We start from the raw sequence: 21,910 nt of genomic DNA on the forward strand, positions 1-21,910 counted from the left end.
CGCCATCGCGCGCAAGCGCGCAACGGCGCTGAGAGCGGATCAGGTCGGCGCCGTGAGGCAGCTCAGGTAGAACCCGTCCGTCCCGGTCCGGCGCGGCGAGAGCTGCAAGCCGAGGCGCGTGGCGAAGCGGGCGAGCAGGCCGAAATCGACCTCGCCAGTATTCAGCAGCGAGCGTGTCGCAATCGGCGCAAAGCCAGCATGCCGCGCCAAAAAGGCTTCGACCGCGACGTCGTTCTCTTCCGGCAGCACCGAGCAGGTGATGTAGGCGATGCGCCCGCCCGACTTGACCAGCGTGGCGGCACGGTCGAGCACCTGCGCCTGTTCCTTGATGCGCTCGGCCAGGGCTCCGGGACGCACCCGCCATTTCGCGTCGGGGTTGCGCCGCCAGGTGCCGGAACCGGTACAGGGTGCATCGACGAGCACCAGGTCGACCTTGCCGGCGAGGTCGGCGAGCGCATCATGGCCGCGGCTCTTGGGCACGCGGACCTCGACATTGCCGGCGCCCGAGCGGGCAACCCGATCGTGCAGCGGCGCCAGCCTGCGGCTGTCGAGGTCGGTCGCGAAGATGCGCCCCTTCCCGTCAAGCACAGCGGCCAGCGCGAGCGTCTTGCCGCCGGCGCCAGCGCAGAGATCGACCACCGTCTCGCCGGGCCGGGCGCCGGCGAGCAGGGTCACGAGCTGCGAGCCCTCGTCCTGGATCTCGAACTCGCCATTGAAAAAGCTCGGCTCGCTTTGCAGCGAGGGGCCTCGGCCGTCGGGGCCGGGCAGGAAGCGCAGCGCGTCGGGCGACCAGGCCCCCGGCTCAGGCTGAAGATGGCTCAGCGCGGAACGCAGCCTGTCGCGATCGGTCCTCAGCCGATTGGTACGGATATCCGCAGGAGCCCTGCCCGCCAGCGCCTGCCCCTCGGCGACCGCATCGTCGCCGAAGCCGGCCATGAAAGAGGGCCAGAGCCAGTCCGGCACATCGGCGCGCACCCAGCCGGGCGCCGCATTGAGGTCGAAGGCAACGAGCCCCGCGACTTCAAACTCGGTCAGCAGAGCCGGAGCGTGATTCTGCCCGTTGAAGAGCTCCGAGATCTCTTCGACCGCCATGCCGCGCTGGCTGACCAGCATTCCGAGGACGAGCGCGCGAGGCGTTTCCTCGCTGAGCGCGTGGGCAGAGGAAGCCCGGCGGCGCAGCGCGTCATAGACCAGTGAGGCAATGGCGGCGCGGTCCTTCGAGCCGGCGAAGCGACGCGACAGGCCCCAATCCTTCAACGCATCGGCCGCCGGGCGCCGACGCTCGATCAGGTCCGTCAGGACCTCGATGGCGGCGCTGATGCGGGCGGCGGGGGTCATGTCCGGCGTTTCCTGTCACTGCTCGTCAAGGGCAGCGCGATCTGGAACGATTCCGAAGCGCGAAAGGACCCTTGACGCCCTCGTCCCACAGGGCGCAAGACGATACAACTCCTTCCGTAACGCCAATCGTCTGGGGATCCTGCAATGACCACCTTCGCCCGTCTCGCGCTCGCCGGCCTGTTCTGCTTGTCGCTGGCCGCCTGCGCCACCCAGCCGGTCGACACCACACCGCCGCCGTCCAAGCGCCTCGACGCCAAGACCACGCTCGAAGGCCGCCGCTGAGATTTCGCGGGACGAGACAGGCCGGCGGCGCCACAACTGGTCGGTCCCGTTGACGTCAGCGACCACGCGAAGCCCACTCCGGCCCCCGTCGGAGTGGGCTTTTTCTTGGCGGGACTACAGAGCGAGGGATCGGAGCGAGCCTACGCTCAGGCAGTGCCTACTTTCTGCGAACGTCCAGGCCCAAAGCCCTGGCAACGACAATAGTCTGGTCGATCGTGATGATCGCGCCGCTAAGCTGGGCGTTGGCAGGCTCCAACGCACTCAGATCGCTTCCTCGCAGATCACAATTCGAAAAATCGGCGCTGTGCAGCCAGGCTCCGGACAAATCGACCTCCCGGATCGAGCCATCTTGGCACCGCGCGCCGGTCAGGTCAGCTTCCCGCAATCGGGTGCCGCGAAAGCTCGCTTTCCGTAAATCCGCCCCAGGAAGGCCAACGAAGGACCAGTCGCCATCGACGACCTGCATGCTGTCGAACTGACAGCCGTCGAACATGCTGCCTACGAATTTGCATTCCGTGAAGGTGGTGTCGAAGAAATTGCACGCGGCGAAGGTGCAGTTCAAGAAAGCCGCGCTGTGATGCGTAGAGCCGTTGAAGCGCGCCCGGCGAAAGGTGCATTCCTTGAAGACGCAGCCGGTGTTCCGGGCCTCACTCAGATCGAGATCGGCAAACAGCGTGCTTTGAAAGCGTTGCCGGTTGAGCTCGTCGCCATACCAATCCGCACCGGCAATCGTTTCGACCGTCTTGGGAGCGGGCTCGCCATATCGTCGTTCAGCCATGATGTCTCTACTTATTCGAAACCCGGCCAGCCTACGGAAAGTGTCGGTCCGCTTCTGTTTGCGCCGAAATTCGAGTGGAGTGCGAACCGGCACCTTACTCGATTACCGACCTCCCCAAATCCGGGCGAGAGCCACGACACTTTCCTCGAATCCGAGCGCGCGCTTTCATGGCCGTGTCATATCCAGTGCCTTAAGGTCGCGCGCATTTCCGCGAGACTAGGTCAAACCATGATAAAGAACCTCCTTCTCTCGACATCGCTTCTCGGTGCACTGGCGCTCCAGATTCCGGCCGCACAGGCACAGACGGCCCCCACCCTCGACGGCAAGCCGGCCCTGATCGTCGGCCACCGCGGCGCCAGCGGTTATCTGCCGGAGCACACGCTCGAAGCTTACAAGCTCGCGATCGAGCACGGCGTCGATTTCATCGAGCCCGACCTGGTCTCGACCAAGGACGGACACCTGGTCGTCCGCCACGAGCCGATGCTGTCGGGAACCACCGACGTCTCGACCCGGCCGGAGTTCGCCGCGCGCAAGACAACCCGCAAGATCGACGGCGTCGACACCACCGACTGGTTCGCCTCCGACTTCACCCTCGCCGAGATCAAGACGCTGCGGGCCAAGCAGGCTTTTGCCGACCGCGATCAGTCGCATAACGGCAAATACGAGATCCCGACGCTGCAGCAGGTCATCGACCTCGCCAAAGCCGAGAGCACCCGGACCGGCCGCACGATCGGCATCTACCCGGAGATCAAGCACTCGACCTATCATTCGGCTCTGGGTCTTGCGATCGAGGACAAGCTGCTCGATCAGCTGAAAGCCGCCGGCTGGACCGAGAAGACCTCTCCGGTGTTCATCCAGAGCTTCGAGACAGCCAACCTCAAATACCTGCGTGGCAAGACACAGCTGCGCCTGATCCAGCTCGTCGACGCCGACGATGTCGACAAGGATGGCGGCATCGTCCTCGCCGCGCCGTTCGACAAACCCTATGACTTTGTCGTCACCGGCGACAAGCGCACCTTCAAGGACCTCGTCACTGCCGAGGGACTGAAGGAGGTCAAGACCTATGCCGACGGCGTCGGTCCCTGGAAACCTTATCTGATGCCGGCCAAGCAGGTGCTCGGCGACGACGGCAAGCCGCGCGACCTCAACGGCGACGGCACGATCGACGAGCGCGACCGCGTGCTGCTGCCGCCGACCGACGTGGTGAAGAACGCCCATGCCGTCGGGCTCTTCGTCCACACCTGGACCTTCCGCAGCGAGCCCAAGCGCCTTGCCTCCGACTTCAAGGGCGATCCGGCGGCCGAGTACAAGGCCTATCTGGCGCTCGGCATCGACGGGCTGTTCTCGGACTTCCCCGATGCGGCCGTGAAGGCGCGCAACGCCAAATAACCACGCAATGCAAGACCGCCGCACCAACTGGGTGCGGCGGTCGCAATAGACCCGACTAGACGTAACTCAACTCACGCTTAGTCGCAGACGCGTACCGTGCGACGGATTTCACCGCGCGGGGTCTCCCGAATTCGCGTCTCGGTGCGGCAGTCGCGCTCGGCGCGATAGGCCCGGCGGCGTTCCCAGCGATCACGCTCGCGCCAGCGATCCTCGCGATCCATCGCGCGCTGATGCGGCGTGCGCGGGTCGATTCTGACGCCGCCCGGCCCGATATCCACGGACTGCGCGAAGGCACCGGAGCCGGCGAGCAGCAGGCCCGCGGCCAGGGTCGATGCAAGCAATTTCATCGGCTTTTCCTCCTGTGTTGGGAAAAGCAACGGCGAGCGCCGGCAAAGGTTCCCTCGCGACGCCAACGCCGGATGTCGTGTCACCAACGCAAACGGCGCCCGCAGGGGCGCCGTCATGGCCGGTAAGACCGGCCTGCCTCAAAGCAGGATCTGGCTGAGGAAGAGCTTGGTGCGCTCGTGCTGCGGGTTCTTGAAGAACTCGTTCGGCTCGTTCATCTCGACGATCTGGCCGGCGTCCATGAAGATCACCCGGTCGGCGACCTGACGGGCAAAGCCCATCTCGTGGGTGACGCAGAGCATGGTCATGCCCTCATCCGCGAGCGAGACCATGGTGTCGAGCACCTCCTTGACCATTTCCGGGTCGAGCGCCGAGGTCGGCTCGTCGAACAGCATGATCTTCGGGCTCATGCATAGCGAACGGGCGATGGCGACGCGCTGCTGCTGGCCGCCGGAGAGCTGGCCGGGATACTTCAACGCCTGCTCGGGGATCTTGACGCGCTTGAGATAGTGCATCGCGATCTCCTCGGCGTCCTTCTTGGGCATCTTGCGAACCCAGATCGGCGCCAGCGTCAGGTTCTCCAGGATCGTCAGATGCGGGAACAGGTTGAAGTGCTGGAACACCATGCCGACGTCGCGGCGGATCTCGTCGATCTTCTTGAGATCGTTGGTCAACTCGGTGCCGTCGACGATGATCTGGCCCTTCTGGTGCTCCTCCAGCCGGTTGATGCAACGGATCATCGTCGATTTGCCGGAACCGGACGGGCCGCAAATGACCAGCTTCTCGCCGCGCGACACTTTGAGATTGATATCGCGCAACACGTGGAACTCGCCGTACCACTTGTTGACGGCGATCATCTCGACGGCCGTCGCGGTGTTGAGCGCGGTCTGCTTCAGCGCCGTCGGGCGCGAGCTGGTGGTTTCTGCCATAGCCATGATTGGTCCCCTCAACGCTTCTGGCCGGCGGCGAGCCGCTTCTCGACCGCAATCGAGTAGCGCGACATGCCCCAGCAACACAGGAAATAGAAAACCGCGGCGAAAGCATAGCCCGTCGCGCGGGTCGTCGGCGTCGCCCAGGTCGGATCGACCAGGGTCGCCTCGATGGTACGCAGGAAGTCGAAGATGCCGACGATGGTGACCAGCGTCGTATCCTTGAACAGCCCGATGAAGGTGTTGACGATGCCCGGGATCACGATGCGCAGCGCCTGCGGCAGGATGATCAGCCGCATCATGCTCCAGTAGCCGAGGCCGAGAGACATCGCGCCCTCATACTGGCCCTTGGGCATGGCCTGCAGGCCGCCGCGCACCACCTCCGCCATGTAGGCGGCGGCGAAGAGCGCCACGCCGACCAGCGGCCGCAGCAACCGGTCCGGCGAATACTCCTGCGGCACGAAGAGCGGCAGCATGGTGTTGGCCATGAACAGCACGGTGATCAGCGGCACGCCGCGGACGAACTCGATGAAGATCACCGAGAGCAGCTGGATGATCGGCAGCCTGGAACGGCGCCCCAGCGCCAGAACGACCCCGAGCGGCAGCGAGAAGACGATGCCGACCGCCGCGATCAGGAAAGTCACCGTCATGCCGCCCCAGAGGCCGGTATCGACCCTGGGCAGACCGGGGCTATTCGCCAGCAGGCTGAGGAAGACGAAGATCGCGAGGGCGAACAGGACGAGCTGCTTCGGCCCGAAGAAGCGCTTCCAGATGGGTAGCTGCTGCACCACACCGACCGCAGCTTCCCCGATGTAGAAGCGGACAAGCTGCGGCACGAAGGAGAGCACGACATAAAGCGCCGCGAGCGCCAGCGTCACCGTGAGGCAGAAGCCGAGGAAGCGCTCGGCGCCGGGGCCGCCGAGCAGCAGCACATAGGCCGAGATCGGCAGCAGCACGAAGAAGAAGAAGATGCCGAGCTTCTTTTTCGGCGCGCTCGTCCAGAGCAGCCAGACGACGCCGAGCGCGAACATGACGAAGACGATGTTCACGCGCCAGCGCTGACTGATCGGATAGGAGCCATAGATGAAATACTGGAAGCGATCGGCGATGTAGGCCCAGCAGGCGCCGACCGGCCGGCCGACCTTGTCTGCGAGGCAGGCATCGCGGCTGGTACCGGTCCAGACCGCGTCGAGGAAGTAGAAGCGGATCAGCCCCGGCACCGAGTCGACGACAAGATAGAGGCAGACCAGCGTCAGCGCGATGTTGAGCGGGCTGGAGAGCAGGTGCTGCCTGACCCAGGCGAGCGGCCCGGCGACGGAGAGCGGCGCTGGTTGTTGCTCCAGCGTCTCCCTGCGGACGAAGGCGTAGGGAGCCATTTCGGTGGTTGCGTCGGTCATCGGGGCGCCCTCACCGTTCCACCAGCGCCATGCGCTTGTTGTAGATGTTCATGAAAAACGACGTCACCAGCGAAATGGTCAGATAGACCGCCATGGTGATGGCCACGACCTCGACCGCCTGACCGGTCTGGTTCAGCACCGTGCCGGTGAAGACCTGGACCAGATCGGGATAGCCGATCGCGACCGCGAGCGAGGAGTTCTTGGTCAGGTTGAGGTAGTTCGAGGTCAGCGGCGGGATGATCACCCGCATTGCCTGCGGGATGACGACGAGCTTTAGCGTCGGCCCCGCCCGCAGGCCGAGCGCATTGGCCGCCTCGGTCTGCCCTTTCGAGACGGCTAGGATGCCGGCGCGGACCACCTCGGCGATGAAGCCGGCGGTGTAGGTCGTCAGACCGACCAGTAGCGCGACGAACTCCGGGAAAATCTGGATGCCGCCACGCAGATTGAAGCCGGCGAGCTCCGGATAGACGAAGGTGATCGGCCGGCCGGTGGCGAAATAGACCAGCAGCGGCAGGACAATGATCAGGCCGAAGGCAACCAGGCCGATCGGATACTGCTTGCCGGTCGCCGCTTGCTGCTTGCGAGCCCAGAAGCGGAAGACGAAGGTCGCGACCAGGCCGATCAGCAGCGCCCAGATGATCAGGTTGCCGCCGGGGCCGAATTGCGGATCGGGCACATAGAGGCCGCGATTATTGAGCAGGAAACCAGCCGGAAGCTCGATCGACTGGCGCGGATTGGGCAGCGGCTTCAGCACCGCGTTGTACCAGAAGAACAGCTGCAGCAGCAGCGGCAGGTTGCGAATGACCTCGACATAGATCATCGCGAGCTTGGAGACGATCCAGTTGCTCGACAGCCTGGCGACGCCGACGAAGAAGCCGAGGAAGGTCGAGAGCACGATGCCGATCGAGGCGACGAGCAGCGTGTTGAGCAGGCCGACCCAGAAGGCCTGGCCATAGGTGCTGCCCGATGCGCTGAAGGGGATCAGCTTCTGGTTGACGTCGAAGCCGGCCGCGTTGTGCCAGAAGCCGAAACCGGAGGCGATCTTCTGCGCTCGCAGGTTCTCGATCGCATTCGAAGCCGCAGACCAGATCAGGAAGCCGACCACGGCGAGCAGGGCGAACTGATAGACATAACCCCGAATCTTGGGGTCGTAGAGCAATGAGGCTTTGCCCGGTTTGATCTCGGCGGAAGTAGTCGACACGTCTGACGCCCTTCTGAGTGTTGGCGACCGAGGGTCCGGCAGCGACCCGAACGGATCACTGCCAGCCCGTATTCTTATCCGGTTCGCCGGAACAAGACAGCTTCAATGACCGATGCGCGACGAGTGCCGCGCATCAGCATCCTCACCGGATCGGCGGAGCGTATTGCAGGCCGCCCTTGGTCCAGAGCGCGTTCTGGCCACGCGCGATCTTGAGCAGCGAACCTGAGCCGACATTGCGCTCGAAGCTCTCGCCGTAGTTGCCGACGTGCTTGACGATCCGATAGGCCCAGTCATTGGTCAGGCCCATCGGCTCGCCGAACTTGCCTTCGGTCCCGACGAAACGCTTGACCTCCGGGTTGTCGGATTTGAGCATTTCGTCGGCATTCGCCTTGGTGACGCCCAGCTCTTCGGCATTGATCATGGCGAAGAGCGACCATTTGACGATATCGAGCCAGACATCGTCGCCATGGCGCACAACCGGGCCGAGCGGTTCCTTCGAGATGATCTCCGGCAGCACCATGTGATCGTCCGGATTCGAAAGCGTCAGACGCTCGGCGTAAAGGCCCGAGGCATCGGTGGTGAAGGCGTCGCAGCGGCCGGCCTCATAGGCCTTGACCGTCTCCTGGTTGGAGGCGAAGGCGACGACCTCGTACTTGATCTTGTTGCTGCGGAAATAGTCTGCGAGGTTGAGTTCGGTCGTGGTGCCCTGCTGGGTGCAGATCGAGGCGCCGGCGAGCTTCAGCACGGAATCGACGCCGAGCTTCTTGCGGACCATGAAGCCCTGGCCGTCATAGTAGTTGACGCCGGCGAAGTTCAGGCCGAGCGCGGTGTCCCGCGAGATCGTCCAGGTCGTGGTGCGCGATAGAAGATCGACCTCGCCCGACTGCAGCGAGGTGAAGCGGTCCTTGGCCGAGAGCGGAATGAACTTGACCTTGGCCGGATCGTTGAAGATCGCCGAGGCGACGGCGCGGCAGACGTCCACGTCCATGCCGCTCCAATTGCCCTGCTGATCAGGGATGCCGAAACCGGCGAGACCGGTGCCGGAGCCGCAGTGCAAGATCCCGCGATTCTTGACCTGCGCCAGAGTGGGCGATTGGGCCTGTGCTCCGCTCGCACATATAGCCGCGGTGACGGCGATGAGCGCCGCCCGAATGACTTGTTTCATGGTTGTTCTGTCCCCTGTCTGGCGGAACGGGTTCTCCCCGCTCTCGGTTTGCTAGCAAGCTCCAGGCCAGTCCCCGCCGGCCGCATTCTCCTCTTTCTTTCACTGACCAAACGATCGCGCCGACCCGAAAGGCGCAGATATTACCAGAAGCTCACCGGATCGGCGGCGCGTACTGTAACCCTCCCTTGGTCCAGAGCGCATTCTGGCCGCGCGACATCCGCAGCACCGAGCGACTGCCGACAGTGCGCTCGAAGCTTTCACCGTAATTGCCGACATGCTTGACGATCCGGTAGGCCCAGTCATTGGCCAGGCCGAGGCCCTCGCCGAACTTGCCATCGACGCCGAGCAGGCGCCTGATTTCGGGATTGGCCGATCCGCGCATCTGGTCGACATTGGCCTTGGTCACGCCGAGCTCCTCGGCATTCAGCATAGCGAAGTGGACCCAGCGCACCAGCTTGAACCATTGCGAGTCGTTATCGCGCGTCAAAGGGCCGAGCGGTTCCTTCGAGATGATCTCCACCAGAACCATGTGGTCGTCCGGCGCCGTCAGCTTCATGCGCTCGGCATAGAGCGACGAGGCGTCCGTGGTGAAGGCGTCGCAGCGACCGGCATCATAGGCCTTCAGCGTTTCCGGGCCGGTGTCGAAGGCTACGATCGTATGCCTGAGATTATTGGTCTTGAAGTAGTCGACGACATTGAGCTCGGTCGTCGTGCCCCGCTGCACGCAGATCGAAGCGCCGGCCAATTGCATCGCCGACATCACCCCGAGCTTGCGGCGCACCATCAGGCCCTGGCCGTCATAATAGTTGACGTTGGTGAAGAGCAGGCCGGGCGGCGTGTCGTTCGTGATGGTCCAGCTCGAATTGCGCACGAGCACGTCGACGTCGCCCGCCAGGAGCGCCCTGAAGCGATCATTGGCCGAGAGCGGAATGAACTTCACCTTGGCAGGGTCATTGAAGATCGTCGCGGCGATGGCGCGGCAATATTCGACGTCGAGGCCGCTCCAGTTGCCCTGCGCATCGGGCGCGCCAAAGCCGATCAGGCCGGTATTGGACCCGCAGTTCAGGACCCCGCGGCTCTTGATCTGAGCGAGAGTCTGTTGCGCCTGTGCACTAGCGACGCCAAAGGCAGCGGCGACGACGAGCAGCGCCGCGCTGATCACTCTGATCATGTACTTCCCCTGTCCGGCGGAACGGGTTCATCCCATTCTCGATAGGTTGGCAAATCCCGGACCAAGCGCGGCCGGGCAAGCCACTTTTTCCAGTAGTCTAGAAAGAATCGGGGCGGACGCTAGAAGCGCCCGCCCCGCATGGTTCCTTAGCGAACCGGCGGCGCGTATTGCAGGCCGCCCTTGGTCCACAGCGCGTTCTGGCCGCGAGCGATCTTCAGCAGCGAGCCCTGGCCGACATTCTTCTCGAAGCTCTCGCCGTAATTGCCGACGTGCTTGACGATCCGATAGGCCCAGTCGGCGGTCAGGCCGACGCTCTCGCCGAACTTGCCCTCGGTCCCGAGCAGACGCTTGATCTCGGGGTTGCTCGACTTCAGCATCTCGTCGACGTTCGCCTTGGTCACGCCGAGTTCCTCGGCGTTGAGCATGGCGTAGTGCACCCATTTGATCAGGCCGAACCACTGCCCGTCATTGTTGCGGGTCGACGGGCCGAGCGGCTCCTTCGAGATGATCTCGGGCAGGACCATGTGATCGTCCGGCGCGGTCAGCTTCAGGCGTTCCGCATAGAGGCCCGAAGCGTCGGTGGTGAAGGCGTCGCAACGGCCGGAATCATAGGCCTTGACGGTCTCGTCGGCCGAGGCGAAAGCGACGACCTCGTACTTCAGGTTGTTGGCGCGGAAGAAGTCGGCGAGGTTGAGTTCGGTCGTGGTGCCTTGCTGGGTGCAGACCGAGGCGCCATTGAGCTGCAGCGCTGAATTCACGCCGAGCTTCTTGCGGACCAGGAAGCCCTGGCCGTCATAGTAGTTCACGCCAGTGAACAGCAGGCCGAGCGCGGTGTCGCGCGACATCGTCCAGGTCGAGTTGCGCACGAGCACGTCGACCTCGCCCGACTGCAGGGCCGTGAAGCGGTCCTTGGCCGAGAGCGGGATGAACTTCACCTTGGTCGGGTCGTTGAAGATCGCGGCCGCAATGGCGCGGCAATAATCGACGTCGAGCCCGGCCCAGTTGCCCTGGCCATCCGGCACGCCAAAGCCGGCGAGGCCGGTGTTGGAGCCGCAGTTCAGGATGCCGCGGCTCTTGACCTGAGCAAGCGTTTGAGGCGCCTGCGCCTGCGCGCTCGCCGCTGCCAGCGCGAAGCCGAGGCCGGCGACAGCGGCTGCCATGAATTTCTTCATTCTGATCTCTCCCATTGTTGCCCCGCCGGCGTCTGCCGGCCGGAACCTGCCGGTCACCGCATCGTCGCGACTTGATGTCTCGTTTCGATGCCGAAAATTTAAGCGAAACACGGCCCGGGTCGATTGCCAGAGCCGCTCATGAGCGTCAAGCAAGGGCCCCCGTGCACCTGCCTCTTTTCACTGCAGGCATCACATGCGACTTTCCGGAGGTGGTCAAGTGCGACCACAACCCGCCCCGTCCCGCACCTATCATTCCGGTCCATGAAAAAGCTGTCCAAGCCTGAATTCGCGCGCCTGCGCGAGAAGACCCGTCTCGTCCTCGCCGGCCGCGATTCCACCGACAGCTACGGTTTCGTCAATCCGCCGATCGTGCGCGGCTCGACCGTGATCTATCCGAACACAGCGGATTTCCTGGTCCGAAAGGCGCGCTACAGCTACGGCACCGCCGGCAGCCCGACGATCGACGCGTTGCTTGCCGCGGCCCACGCGATGGAGGGCGGCGCCGGCGTGCTCGCCTGCTCGTCCGGCCTGCTCGCCTGCACCCTGCCCACCCTCGCCTTCTTGACCGCCGGCGACCACTTTCTCGTGACCGACAGCGCCTATCATCCGATGCGCAATTTCTGCGAACGGATGCTGCCGCGCTATGGCGTCGAGGTCACCTATTACGACCCACTCATCGGCGAAGGCATCGCCGAGCTGTTCAAGCCGAACACCCGGGCCGTCTGGACCGAGTCGCCGGGATCGCAGACCCTGGAGGTCCAGGACATCCCGGCGATCGTCGCGGCCGCCCATGCCCGCGACATCATGGTGATGATGGACAACACCTGGGCGACGCCACTTCTTTTCGATGCGCATAGCTTCGGTGTCGACGTCTCGGTCCAGGCCGGCACAAAGTACTATGCTGGCCATTCAGACGTGCTGATCGGCACGGTCTCGGCCCGCACACCGGAACTCTACAGCCAGCTCCAGCGGACCTGGGACGCGCTCGGCGTGATCATCGCGCCCGAGGACGCCTATCTGACGCTGCGCGGCATCCGCACCCTCGCCATCCGGCTCAAGGAGCTTCAGCCGGCGGGCCTGGAGATGGCGAACTGGCTGGCCGCGCGGCCCGAGGTCGCCCGCGTCCTGCACCCGGCCATGCCGAATGATCCCGGCCATACCATCTGGAAACGGGATTTCACCGGGGCCTGTTCGCTGTTCTCGATCGAGCTCGAGCCGGTCTCGATGAAGGCGGTTGCAGCCATGCTCGATGGGCTCACGCTGTTCGGCATGGGCGCCTCCTGGGGCGGCTATGAAAGCCTGGTGCTGCCGTTCGACTGCACCCGCTACCGCACCGCGACCAAGCCCGGCTTCAAGGGACCGACGATCCGCTTCCATATCGGCCTCGAGGATCTGGAAGACCTCAAGGAGGATCTCGACGCCGGCTTCGCACGGCTGAGAGCGGCGAGCTGAGCGCTCGTCATGATACCGGAAGGACCGATCGTCTTCGCCTATCTCGACGAACCGCCCTTCTGCTGGCCGGCGGCCGGAGGCACAGCGCAAGGCTGTGACGTCGAGCTGGTGACCGCGGCCTTGGAGGCGCTCGGCATCATAGAATTCGAGCAGCGGCTGACCACTTTCGCCGAGTTGCTGCCCGGCCTCGCCAGCGGGCGCTGGACGATGACTACGCCGCTCTTCGTCACGGCAGAACGGCAAAAGCTGGTCGACTTCAGCCAGCCGGTCTGGGCGCTGGCCGACGGCCTGCTGGTGCGGTCTGCCGATCGGGAGCGGCTGACCGGCTACCGCGCCGTCGCCAGCACCGCCACCCGCTTGGTGGTCGTAGGCGGGCAAGTCCAGGAGCAGGCCGGGCTCGCCGCCGGTATCGCTGCGGAGCGGGTTATCCGTGTGGCGACACAGGAAGAGGCCGTGGCTACGGTCAGGAACGGCGACGCCGACGCCTATGCCAGCGTCGCCATGGCGCATCGCGGCTATCTCGCCCGTCAGCCCGACGATAAGCTGGCCGTGGTCACCGTGGCGGCCGACGAGGGTAGCCCGGCCGCGGGAGCCTTCGCTTTCGGCAAGCAGCATGCCGCTCTGCGGGAGCGGTTCGATGGAGCGCTCACGGGCCTGATCGGCAGCCTCTGGCATCGCGCCATGATGGCGCGCCACGGTTTCCCGGCCGGCGAGTACTGAGATCCTGCTTCAGCCCGGCGCGGAATTCGTGTCCTCGCCGCGCGCCCTCGCCCGCAGCACGAATTGCAGGTTGCGCAGGTAGACGAACACCCCGAAGCCCTGGCCGATGATGAAGACCGGATCACGGCGATAGAGCGCGTAGACTAAAAGCAACAGGCCGCCGCCGATCGAGAACCACCAGAAGGTCATCGGCACGACCGAGCGCTGCGCCTTCTCGCTGGCGAGCCACTGCACCACGAAGCGCATGGTGAACAGGCCCTGCGCGACCACGCCGAGCAGGACCCACCAGTCGACATTGTTGACGAAGACGTCGTGGAAATAATTCCCGATCATGTTCTGCAGGTCGATGAGCATCAGCGCACCTCCGTCACGATCTGCGGCACGCGCTTGCGGCGCCTGATCAGCCACCAGACCCCGGCAAGGTCGAGAATGCCGACCCAGAGCCGGTCAAAGAAACCGTAATTCGAGACGCCGGTCAGGCGTTGGCGGTCGCGCACGTCGTGATGCAGCACGGCGAGGCCCTCGCGCACGACGAGCGCAGGCATGAAGCGATGCAGCGCGTCGAAATAGGGCAGCGCCAGATAGGCCTCGCGCCGGAAGCATTTCAAGCCGCAGCCGGTATCGCGCGTGGCATCCTGGAGGATAGCACCGCGAACCTTGTTGGCGATGCGCGACTGCATGCGCTTGAAGCCAGTGTCCTTGCGGCCGACACGCTGGCCCTGAACGAGGCCTGCCGAGGTGCCTGCAGCCTCGAGCTGGGCCAGCATCGCCGGGATGAAGGAGGGATCGTTCTGGCCGTCGCCATCGAGGGTCGCGACGATCGGGGCGGTCGCCGCCCTCACCCCGCTGCGCACCGCCGCCGACTGGCCGCAGGACTGCGCGTGGCGGACGATCCGCAGCCAGGGTCGCGTCGCGGCGAGTTCGGCGAGCGCGGCGGCGGTGCCGTCGCTCGAACCGTCATCGACATAGATCAGCTCGAAGACGCCGAGATCGGCGCAAGCGGTCTCGATGTCGCGGATGAGCGGCGCGAGATTGCCCTGTTCGTTGCGCACCGGCACGACGATGCTGAGGCGGGGCTGGCCGGTTGAAGGCACAGGTTCGGTCACGGATTCCAAGTCTTTCTGCATTGCGGCGCGCAAACTGCGTCAACCGCCACGGCGGAGCAAGCGTCGATCACTCGCGGACAAAGACGCTGATGTCGAGGCGCTTGCCGCCGTTCAGGTTGAAGCCGGAGATCGTGGTCAGGAGCCGAGGCGCCAGTCCCGACGCGGCAAGCGTCTGGCGGAAGCCGTCGAGGAAACGGCCCTCGACCAGCGCGACACGGCAGCCGGGTTCGCGCAAGAAGGTCGCCGCGACACTCCCGTCGGCGCCCATGCGCAGATCGGTGCCGACCAGGAAGACGAGGCTCGGCTCGCGGTAGCCCACGGTCATGACCTGCGGATTTTGACAGGTCACGGCCTGCACCGCTTCCGCCAGCCGCGGTGACAGCTTGAGGCCGCGCAGGCTTGGCGAAGCGAGACCGAAGACACCCAAGCTGAGCAGCAGACTGGCGACCACGCCGCGCCAGAGCGCGCCCTCGAACGCACCTCGGCGGAAGGCCAGGAAGCCGCGGAAGGTAACGAAGAGAGCGAGCGCAAGGACCGGCAGGGCCAGCCAGGGTAAAGTCCGGTCGAGCGTCCAGGTGCCGTAGAGCAACACGCCGACGAGCGCCGCCGGGACCAGCACAACGAGGAAGGCGGTCAGGGTGGAGCCGCGACGGAAGCGGTTGATGCCGCCATTGACCAGCGCGAGCAGAAGCAGCGCCGTGATTGCCGGATAGAGCGGCAGCACATAATGAGGCAGCTTGGTCGGCACCGCCTCGAAGACGAGCCAGGAGGGCACGATCCAGGCGAGCAGGAACAGGATCTGCGGCTCACGCCGCTTCACCCAGGCGAACGGGATCGCCATCGCAGCGAGCGCGGCCGAGGGCCAATAGGTGCCGAAGAACAGCAGCAGATAGAGTCCGGGCGGACCCCAATGCTTCTCCTGCCCCTCCCCGACCTTGGCGAGCATGTCCTTGCCAACGCTCTCGGCGAAGAAGTCGCCGCCGGTCTTCACCGCGATGGCGACGAACCAGGGCAGCACAACGACGAGGCAAAGCAACAGGCCGAGCCCGGGCCGGAGCGGGGCGAACCAGCGCAGCGAGCGCTCGCGGACGGCGAGAACGAGCACCGCCAGGCCCCAGACCATTGGCACGATCGGGCCCTTGAGCAGCAAGCCGAGCGCCGTCGCCGACCAGAACACCAGCCAGTTGTGGCGGCTCGGCACGAAGGCGAGCGAGCGCGTCCAGTCGAGCCAGGCGCGGGCGAGCGCGCCCATGGTCGCGACGGCGCAGGCAGCGAGCAAGGCATCGGTCTTGGCGAAGCGGGCCTCGACACCAAGCAACACGGCAGCCGCCATCAGGGCGCCGCCGAGCAAGGCCAGGCGCGTTCCGACGAAAGCGAGGAGCGCCCAATAGGTCAGGAGCACGGTCGCGATCGCGCCGATCAGCGACGGCAGACGGTAGAGCCACATCGTGGTCCTGGCCTGCGGCACGCCGAGCGCCTCGCCGATGGCGACGCTTCCCGCTTGCAGCCAGTAGATGCCGACCGGCTTCTTGTGCCTGGCCTCGTCCTGGAAGCGGATGTCGACGAAGTCGCGCGTCTCCAGCATCTGCTTGCTGGCCTGCGCGAAGCGCGGCTCGTCGCGATCGAAAGGCTGCAGGCTAGTAAAGCCCGGCAGGAAGGCGCCGAGCGAAAGCAGCACCAGAAGCAGGCAGACCCGCCAATGACTCGCGGAGGCGAAATTGGCGAGCCGGTCCAGGCCGGAGCCGAGCGAGATCATCGAGACTCCTTGCAGCCACGGCAGGGGCTGGAGCTTGGAGGTTACGGGCAGCGATCGGAGACCGGCGCTTCATAAACCGGATGCATCCGGGCCATGCCCCGCCTTTCGGGCGCGATCATGGCCGATCCGGCCGCCGGGCGTTTACGACTTCGCGCCGACGGCGGCAAGATGGGGCAATGCAGCGTCGGCGTTTGCCATGCGATAGGGCCAGGAGATCGCGATGACGAAAATAATGCTGCGGGCGATCTGGATCGGTTGCCTCGTCATGCTGCTGGCGATGCTCGTAGGTTTCGTCATCGTCATGGCGATGCTGCTGTTCGACCCGAAATGCGGTCCGGGCGATTCCGGCGGCTGCGCCATGGGGCTGGTCACGGTGACACTCGGCGCAGCCATCCCCGGCTTCGTCATCGGCTTCGTCAGCTACCTCGCTGTGACGCTCTGGCGCCAGCGCCCGCCGCTGCCGACGATCCGCCAGCTGCGCAATTGGGGGCGCGAGGACTGAGGATCACAGCATCGCTGGCGGCCCGAGCGTCGGAACCCCATCTCAGGTGAATGGTTGCCCCTCTGGCGGCGAAAAAACGTCGGTGCAGGCCGAAAGGAACAGGATCATGAAGAGCCCGATCGCGGTTCACACCGACGAGGACTACGAGCAGGCCCAGCAGCGCGTGACCGAGCTCAACGCCGCGCCGGACAGCAGGGAGAAGGAGCGCGAGCTGGAAGCGCTGGCGGAAGCCATGTTGGCCTTCGAGCTGCGACGCGACGAAGCGCAGGAGTGAGGCAAAGTGGCGAGCCCGACAGGATTCGAACCTGTGACCAGCAGCTTAGAAGGCTGCTGCTCTATCCAGCTGAGCTACGGGCCCTGACGGAAACGGCGGGCATGGATCCGCCGGTTCAGTTTAGTTTCAATGCGTCCACTGGCCGACGCGGTTGAACTTGAAATTGTCCGAGTAGGTCATGGCGCGGCGCTTGGCCTGATGCGGCTGTTCCAGACGATAGGCGATGCCGTTGCGCGTCGCATAGGCGACGGCCTCCTCGGCCGTGTCGAACCAGAGCCTGAGCTGGCTCTTCATGTCGCCGGACGAGGTCCAGCCCATCAGCGGCTCGATCTCGCGCGGCCGCTCGGGCTCATATTCCAGCAGCCAGCGGCCGGTTTTGGCGGTGCCCGACTGCATCGCGTTGCGCGCCGGCGAATAGATGCGTGCCGTCATGCTTCCCCTCGCCTTCCGGCAAAGCCCGTCGAGATTGGTCGGGGCACCAGGATTCGAACCTGGGACCCTCTGCTCCCAAAGCAGATGCGCTACCGGGCTGCGCTATACCCCGCCGCCTCGCAAGTGTAATCAATCACTCGCAAATCGGTTCCATCGGCCCATCTCGAAGCCGGCGGATGCGGAACGCAATATCACCAACCGTCCGCTTTGGGAACACGCAGTTCCCACGGGATCACTGGGCCAACTCCTGTGCACTCGTTGTACGGCCATTTCCGGGCCGGCAACCGGCTGAAGCGACGATTCCAGCCGCCTCAGCCCAACGCCTCGCGCTTCCGGAGAAGTTCGGTGAGCAAATCCTGCTGCTCGTTGAGTCGGTTGGCGAGGCTCTCCTCGACCGCCGCGCCGGATGCTCCGGTCGCCTGTTCCATCAGCTCCGAGATGTTCCTGCGGACGATTGCGATTCGGTCGTCCAGCTCCGCCCGCTCAGCACTTCCCGGCATGTTCTGGTCTCCGTCCTACCGTCACAGGGCGATCATAGACGTATCGAAGGCCTCAGGCGACCGGCAGCGAGCGCAGACTGGCCAGTGGCAAGGACGACCACCCGCTCGCGGTAGCGACTTCAGGTCAAAGCGCCGGCTCTGCGGGACCGGCCGATGCCGCGCGCGCAGCCGCACTTGAGAGCCGCGGCAAGGTTGCGTCAGGCGATAATGGCGAAGCCGGCGCCCCGAAGATTCGCGTGCCTGCTGCCTGCCCCGCCTCGAACAATGGGCGCATTTCGTCAGGATCGAAGCGCAGCGGATCCCTCGCCTCCGGCACCGTCTCGGGCAGCGCGACCAACCGAAAATGTGCTCCGGCCGCCGCAGCCTTGCTCTGCGCCTCGCTCACGGAGCTGTAAAGCAATTGCCGGATGAGCTGGGAGACGCCACGGCGGGCCAAAGCCAGCGTCGTCACGGCAGAGCTGCTAATGGCAGCGTCCCGGCTGACATGGCCGTTGGCGAGAACCCATATGGTGCTGCCGCGCCCTGCCCTGCCAAGCATGAAGTTCTCGAACGGCACCGGTGCCTTGATGCCGCCGTCGCTGTGGACCGAAACGGCACCGCTTCGCCGGTCGCGAATGCGCACGGGTTCAACGAGACCGGGCACCGCGGCCGAAGCGACGAGGATGTCGACGTAGTGGCTGCGCCGATCCTCATCGGAGGCGGCGATCGCACCCATGTCCCAGAACATGGTCTTGCCCGCCGTCATGTCGGTGGTCGCGACATAGAGCCGGCGGCCCTTGCGGTGCTCGGCGGCTACCTGATCCAGCATGTCGTCGCTGATCAGCTCAAGCAGCAGGCGCCGCAAGGGAGCCGGATCGTAAAGGCCGGTGCCGACCAGCGTCTTCAAGCCGTTGGAACGAAAGACGTCGCGCGTCCGCGTCGTGGTGTAGACCCGCTCCAGCAGATGGTCAGAGGCCGGGCCAAGAAACGCCGCAGTCGCCTGCAGCGCGCCTGTCGAGGTCCCGGTGACGACATCGAAGAGCGGGCGCTTGCCGCTCTGGGACCAGGCATGGAGCACGCCGGCTCCGAAGGCGCCGTCGGCGCCCCCGCTGGTCAGGACCAGGACATTGCGGATCGGCGCCCGCCTGGCCGGTTCAGCCGGCGACGAAGCGGTAGAGGCGTAGCGCCCGGCGCTGACGACTGGCTCGCCGGCATCGAGAACGATGTCGCCCTGGCGGCAGGCGGAGAGGGTGAGCAAAGCCAGCACGACCGAACGTCGCAAGAACGGTCTCGTCCAGTCCGCCATTGACAGCCTCCGAGAACGATCATCTTGACAACGTCAGGATAGCGGTTGTCCGCAGCAATTGCGGCTGTGATGTGACGGAAGGGGGCCGGGTTGCTCAGCGCTTGAACAGCGGGTGCTCGACCTTGTCGCCTGCCTTGATCCCGAGCTTCTCGGCGATGCCGGCATTGATCTCCAGCACCGAGAGGACCGGCTCGCCGGAGGGAATGGTCCGGGTCGAGAGCGGCTCAGCCCGCTCGGCGATGCGGGCGACCGTGCCGTCGGCACGGATGAAGAGCATGTCGAGCGAGATGTAGGTGTTCTGCATCCACATCGCGACCGGCTCGACCTGCTTGAAGTCGAAGAGCATGCCGCGATCGGCCGGCATGAACTGGCGGTGCATCAGCCCCCGCGCCCGCTGGTCCGGCGTACGCATGACCTCGACCTGGAAGGCGTGACGGCCCGACGCGGAGACGATGGTTAGCGGCTCGAGACCGCCCGCCGGCGCGTTCTGCGCCTCTGCGAGTTTCGGCAGGACCGTAAGGACACCCAAGGCCAGCGCGACGACGAAGGCCAGGCGCAGGAAACGTTCCACAACAGACATCATCGCGCCTCGCGCCAGACAAGCCACCCTGAGGCAAGCCTTGCCGCGGCCTCGTGGCGGTTCTGCGGCCAATGGCACGGAATGGTACCGTTTCGTCAAGCATTTCGCCGGGCCGGCGAACGCGCCATCTTTCTTTCGTCATCGCCTTGCGGCAGGGTCGGCGCCGACTTCCGGCCAAGGACGAATTTGCTGCCCGCTCGGCGAATCCGTCTCTGGCGCTGCCAATCGGAGCTTGGCCCAAGCTACGTGCCCGTGGGCCTCGACGCATGCTTCAGGAGACCACCATGACGATTTCGCCCGGCCGACGCCTCGCCAGCTTCCGGCCGCTGTCCACGACCGCCCTGATGCTGGTCCTCCTGGCCGGCCCCGTCTCGGCTGCCGACCTCCAGCTCGACAACGTCAAGCTCGACCTCGGCAAGTTCGTGCTGTCGATCCCCAAGCTCGAGGTGAAGGGCACATCGCTCGACCGCGACGGCTTCCTCGCCATCTTCCAGGGCAGTGGCGACAGCGCGATCGCGCGACTCGGCAAGCTCGATGCCAGCGAGATCACCGCTCCGACGCTGGTGATGGAGCAGAATTTCGGCCCGCAAAAGCAGGTCACGACCTATCGCAACATCAAGTTTGCCGACATTCGCGAAGGCCGGATCGGACGTGGCGAATCGAGCGACGGTACGATCAAGGTCGAGGGTGGCAGCACCGGCCCGATCAATGGCGAGATCAAGCGCACCAGTTTCGAGACGCTCGACCTGATGCAGATCGCGCGTGTCTTCGCCGAGAAGGCCAAGCCGGGCGAAACGACGCCGCTGCAGCCGATCCTCGGCAAGCTCGAGCAGGAGGGCTATTCGCTAGACCTCGGCGAACAGGGCAAGATGACGGCGGGCAAGGCCTCGCTGCGTGGCTTCAAGGCGCGTGTCGCCTCCGAGCCGCTAAGCGAGCTGATGACGCGCGTCGCGGTGCTGAGCGAGGAATCGGAGAAAGCCTCGCGCGATCTCAACAGCAAGGAAGACCCGGCGATCAGCGAAGCGCGTAGCCGCAAGCTGCTGCTCGCCATGGCCGAGATCGTCGACGCCGTCGACTATGGCAGCGGCGAACTCCGCGACCTCGTGATGGCGCTGAAGACGCCGCCAAAGCCAGGCGCCAAGGCTGAGCCCGTCGATATGCGCATCTCGCGGATCGCCTTTGGTGAGGCCACGCCGGAAAAGTCCGGCGTGGTGATCGAGGGTCTGCAGTTCGAGGGCAGCGGCGCCAAGGGGACGATCGCGTCGCTGGGCTATTCCGGTTTCTCGTTCGAGGGCGTGGTGCGCGAGGTCAAGGCGCTCGGCGATGCCGCCGTCGACCTCAAGACGCTCGATTTCCGCCGCTTCATCCCGAAGCTCGGCACGGTCAAGATGAATGGCGTGCAGATGAGCGTGCCGCAGGACGGCAAGCGCGGCCGCCCGGCCGGCGCGCCGCTCCAGGTCGGTCTCGGCAGCTTCGAACTCAAGGCCGGCGAGCAGGTCAACGGCATCCCGACCGACATGGCGCTGACGCTCGACAGGATCACCTTCCCGATCATCGAGAGCGCCGACAATCCCGCCGCCAAGGACCTGCTGGCGATGGGCTACCGCAATATCGACCTGTCGGCGAAGCTCGCGCTGGCCTGGCAGGAGACGAGCAAGGAGTTCGCGATCCGCACGCTCTCGCTCGGCGGTGCCGGCATGGCCAGGCTCGACGCTACCGGCATGCTCGGCAATGTCGGCAAGGAGGTTTTCTCCGGCGATCTCGCTCTAGCCCAGGTGGCGCTGCTCGGCGCCACCGCCAAGAATGTCGAGCTCAAGCTGCAGAATCTCGGCCTCGCCGAGAAACTGATCGAGAACGAGGCCAAGAAGTCGAAGCGCAAGGTCGAGGATGTCCGGCGCGAATACGGCATGATGGCGAGCCTCGGCCTCGCTGCCATCCTCGGCCCGTCGGATGGCGCCAAGGCGCTGGCGAACGCCATCGCCCGCTTCGTCGCCAAGCCGGGCACGTTGACCGTCAAGGCGAACGCCAAGACCGCGACCGGGCTCGGCCTCGCCGACGTCATCACGCTCGGCGACCCGACCGAGATCTTCGACAAGATCGACGTCCAGGCCACCGCTGAGTGAGGCGGACGGCTTG

General features: G+C 65.2%; 23 protein-coding genes and 2 tRNA genes. 7 read left to right on the forward strand and 18 right to left on the reverse strand.

Features of this window, described 5'->3' with window-relative positions; translation table 11 throughout:
- Positions 1 to 39: 39 nt before the first annotated feature.
- Positions 40 to 1,338, reverse strand: a complete 1,299-nt coding sequence (locus BLM15_RS08215) for an RsmB/NOP family class I SAM-dependent RNA methyltransferase (RefSeq protein ID WP_126112066.1) — start codon at positions 1,336 to 1,338, stop codon at positions 40 to 42.
- 144 nt (positions 1,339 to 1,482) lie between these two features.
- On the opposite strand from BLM15_RS08215, the gene BLM15_RS31300 reads away from it, so the two are divergent.
- Positions 1,483 to 1,620, forward strand: coding sequence for a hypothetical protein (locus BLM15_RS31300; RefSeq protein ID WP_164547439.1), 138 nt, complete (start codon positions 1,483 to 1,485; stop codon positions 1,618 to 1,620).
- 157 nt (positions 1,621 to 1,777) lie between these two features.
- Here BLM15_RS31300 and BLM15_RS08220 read toward each other — a convergent pair whose 3' ends face one another.
- On the reverse strand, positions 1,778 to 2,398 hold the full coding sequence (locus tag BLM15_RS08220) for a pentapeptide repeat-containing protein (protein ID WP_126112068.1): 621 nt from the start codon (positions 2,396 to 2,398) through the stop codon (positions 1,778 to 1,780).
- Between the two features lie 228 nt (positions 2,399 to 2,626).
- Here BLM15_RS08220 and BLM15_RS08225 point away from each other — a divergent pair, with 228 nt between their 5' ends.
- A complete protein-coding gene (locus BLM15_RS08225; protein WP_126112070.1) occupies positions 2,627 to 3,787 on the forward strand; it encodes a glycerophosphodiester phosphodiesterase in 1,161 nt (386 codons plus the stop codon).
- A 77-nt stretch (positions 3,788 to 3,864) separates the two neighbouring features.
- Here BLM15_RS08225 and BLM15_RS08230 read toward each other — a convergent pair whose 3' ends face one another.
- From BLM15_RS08230 to BLM15_RS08260, 7 genes are all read right to left on the reverse strand, one after another.
- Entirely contained in the window at positions 3,865 to 4,134 is a 270-nt protein-coding gene (locus BLM15_RS08230) for a hypothetical protein (protein ID WP_126112072.1), read from the reverse strand.
- Between the two features lie 138 nt (positions 4,135 to 4,272).
- Positions 4,273 to 5,061, reverse strand: a complete 789-nt coding sequence (locus BLM15_RS08235) for an amino acid ABC transporter ATP-binding protein (protein ID WP_442859453.1) — start codon at positions 5,059 to 5,061, stop codon at positions 4,273 to 4,275.
- A gap of 17 nt (positions 5,062 to 5,078) precedes the next feature.
- Positions 5,079 to 6,458, reverse strand: a complete 1,380-nt coding sequence (locus BLM15_RS08240) for an amino acid ABC transporter permease (RefSeq protein WP_126112074.1) — start codon at positions 6,456 to 6,458, stop codon at positions 5,079 to 5,081.
- A 10-nt stretch (positions 6,459 to 6,468) separates the two neighbouring features.
- A complete protein-coding gene (locus tag BLM15_RS08245; RefSeq protein ID WP_236846608.1) occupies positions 6,469 to 7,659 on the reverse strand; it encodes an amino acid ABC transporter permease in 1,191 nt (396 codons plus the stop codon).
- A gap of 142 nt (positions 7,660 to 7,801) precedes the next feature.
- The gene (locus tag BLM15_RS08250; RefSeq protein ID WP_126112076.1) at positions 7,802 to 8,824 is read right to left on the reverse strand and encodes an amino acid ABC transporter substrate-binding protein; all 1,023 of its coding nucleotides are present in this window, start codon (positions 8,822 to 8,824) and stop codon (positions 7,802 to 7,804) included.
- 151 nt (positions 8,825 to 8,975) lie between these two features.
- The gene (locus tag BLM15_RS08255; protein WP_126112078.1) at positions 8,976 to 9,995 is read right to left on the reverse strand and encodes an amino acid ABC transporter substrate-binding protein; all 1,020 of its coding nucleotides are present in this window, start codon (positions 9,993 to 9,995) and stop codon (positions 8,976 to 8,978) included.
- 146 nt (positions 9,996 to 10,141) lie between these two features.
- A complete protein-coding gene (locus BLM15_RS08260) occupies positions 10,142 to 11,167 on the reverse strand; it encodes an amino acid ABC transporter substrate-binding protein (RefSeq protein WP_126112080.1) in 1,026 nt (341 codons plus the stop codon).
- 261 nt (positions 11,168 to 11,428) lie between these two features.
- Between BLM15_RS08260 and metC the strand changes: the two genes are divergently transcribed.
- Positions 11,429 to 12,619 carry a cystathionine beta-lyase gene (gene metC / locus BLM15_RS08265; RefSeq protein WP_126112082.1) on the forward strand — a complete coding sequence of 397 codons (1,191 nt, stop codon included), beginning with the start codon at positions 11,429 to 11,431 and terminating at the stop codon, positions 12,617 to 12,619.
- Between the two features lie 9 nt (positions 12,620 to 12,628).
- A complete protein-coding gene (locus BLM15_RS08270; RefSeq protein WP_126112084.1) occupies positions 12,629 to 13,339 on the forward strand; it encodes a transporter substrate-binding domain-containing protein in 711 nt (236 codons plus the stop codon).
- Positions 13,340 to 13,348: 9 nt separating this feature from the next.
- Here the strand turns inward: BLM15_RS08270 and BLM15_RS08275 are convergent, their stop codons facing one another.
- Genes BLM15_RS08275 through BLM15_RS08285 form a run of 3 tightly spaced genes read right to left on the reverse strand, consistent with a single transcriptional unit; the run spans position 13,349 to position 16,201 of the window.
- A complete protein-coding gene (locus BLM15_RS08275; protein WP_126112086.1) occupies positions 13,349 to 13,693 on the reverse strand; it encodes a lipid-A-disaccharide synthase N-terminal domain-containing protein in 345 nt (114 codons plus the stop codon).
- Positions 13,693 to 14,466, reverse strand: coding sequence for a glycosyltransferase family 2 protein (locus BLM15_RS08280; protein WP_126112088.1), 774 nt, complete (start codon positions 14,464 to 14,466; stop codon positions 13,693 to 13,695). The genes BLM15_RS08275 and BLM15_RS08280 overlap by 1 nt, the downstream gene beginning before the upstream one ends.
- 46 nt (positions 14,467 to 14,512) lie before the next feature.
- A complete protein-coding gene (locus tag BLM15_RS08285) occupies positions 14,513 to 16,201 on the reverse strand; it encodes an ArnT family glycosyltransferase (RefSeq protein WP_126112090.1) in 1,689 nt (562 codons plus the stop codon).
- A gap of 220 nt (positions 16,202 to 16,421) precedes the next feature.
- Between BLM15_RS08285 and BLM15_RS08290 the strand changes: the two genes are divergently transcribed.
- Together BLM15_RS08290 and BLM15_RS31305 are read left to right on the forward strand one after the other, a co-directional pair.
- Positions 16,422 to 16,703: a hypothetical protein gene (locus BLM15_RS08290; protein ID WP_126112092.1), complete on the forward strand. Its 282-nt coding sequence runs from the start codon at positions 16,422 to 16,424 to the stop codon at positions 16,701 to 16,703.
- Between the two features lie 106 nt (positions 16,704 to 16,809).
- Positions 16,810 to 16,977: a hypothetical protein gene (locus BLM15_RS31305; RefSeq protein WP_156412321.1), complete on the forward strand. Its 168-nt coding sequence runs from the start codon at positions 16,810 to 16,812 to the stop codon at positions 16,975 to 16,977.
- Between the two features lie 7 nt (positions 16,978 to 16,984).
- On the opposite strand, the gene BLM15_RS08295 is transcribed toward BLM15_RS31305, so the two are convergent.
- The 6 genes from BLM15_RS08295 to BLM15_RS08320 form a co-directional block, all read right to left on the reverse strand.
- A tRNA-Arg gene (locus tag BLM15_RS08295) sits at positions 16,985 to 17,061 on the reverse strand.
- A gap of 42 nt (positions 17,062 to 17,103) precedes the next feature.
- Complete coding sequence (locus BLM15_RS08300; RefSeq protein WP_100959032.1) at positions 17,104 to 17,409, reverse strand: ETC complex I subunit; 306 nt, start codon at positions 17,407 to 17,409, stop codon at positions 17,104 to 17,106.
- A 35-nt stretch (positions 17,410 to 17,444) separates the two neighbouring features.
- Positions 17,445 to 17,521: transfer RNA gene (locus BLM15_RS08305), tRNA-Pro, on the reverse strand.
- Between the two features lie 199 nt (positions 17,522 to 17,720).
- Positions 17,721 to 17,909, reverse strand: coding sequence for a hypothetical protein (locus BLM15_RS08310; protein ID WP_126112094.1), 189 nt, complete (start codon positions 17,907 to 17,909; stop codon positions 17,721 to 17,723).
- A 124-nt stretch (positions 17,910 to 18,033) separates the two neighbouring features.
- Positions 18,034 to 19,170, reverse strand: a complete 1,137-nt coding sequence (locus tag BLM15_RS08315; RefSeq protein ID WP_164547440.1) for a patatin-like phospholipase family protein — start codon at positions 19,168 to 19,170, stop codon at positions 18,034 to 18,036.
- A 118-nt stretch (positions 19,171 to 19,288) separates the two neighbouring features.
- Complete coding sequence (locus BLM15_RS08320; RefSeq protein ID WP_206438620.1) at positions 19,289 to 19,774, reverse strand: DUF192 domain-containing protein; 486 nt, start codon at positions 19,772 to 19,774, stop codon at positions 19,289 to 19,291.
- A gap of 284 nt (positions 19,775 to 20,058) precedes the next feature.
- Here BLM15_RS08320 and BLM15_RS08325 point away from each other — a divergent pair, with 284 nt between their 5' ends.
- Positions 20,059 to 21,897 carry a hypothetical protein gene (locus BLM15_RS08325; RefSeq protein ID WP_126112100.1) on the forward strand — a complete coding sequence of 613 codons (1,839 nt, stop codon included), beginning with the start codon at positions 20,059 to 20,061 and terminating at the stop codon, positions 21,895 to 21,897.
- Positions 21,898 to 21,910 lie beyond the last annotated feature (13 nt).

The organism is Bosea sp. Tri-49, from assembly GCF_003952665.1.
Taxonomy (GTDB): Bacteria; Pseudomonadota; Alphaproteobacteria; order Rhizobiales; family Beijerinckiaceae; genus Allobosea.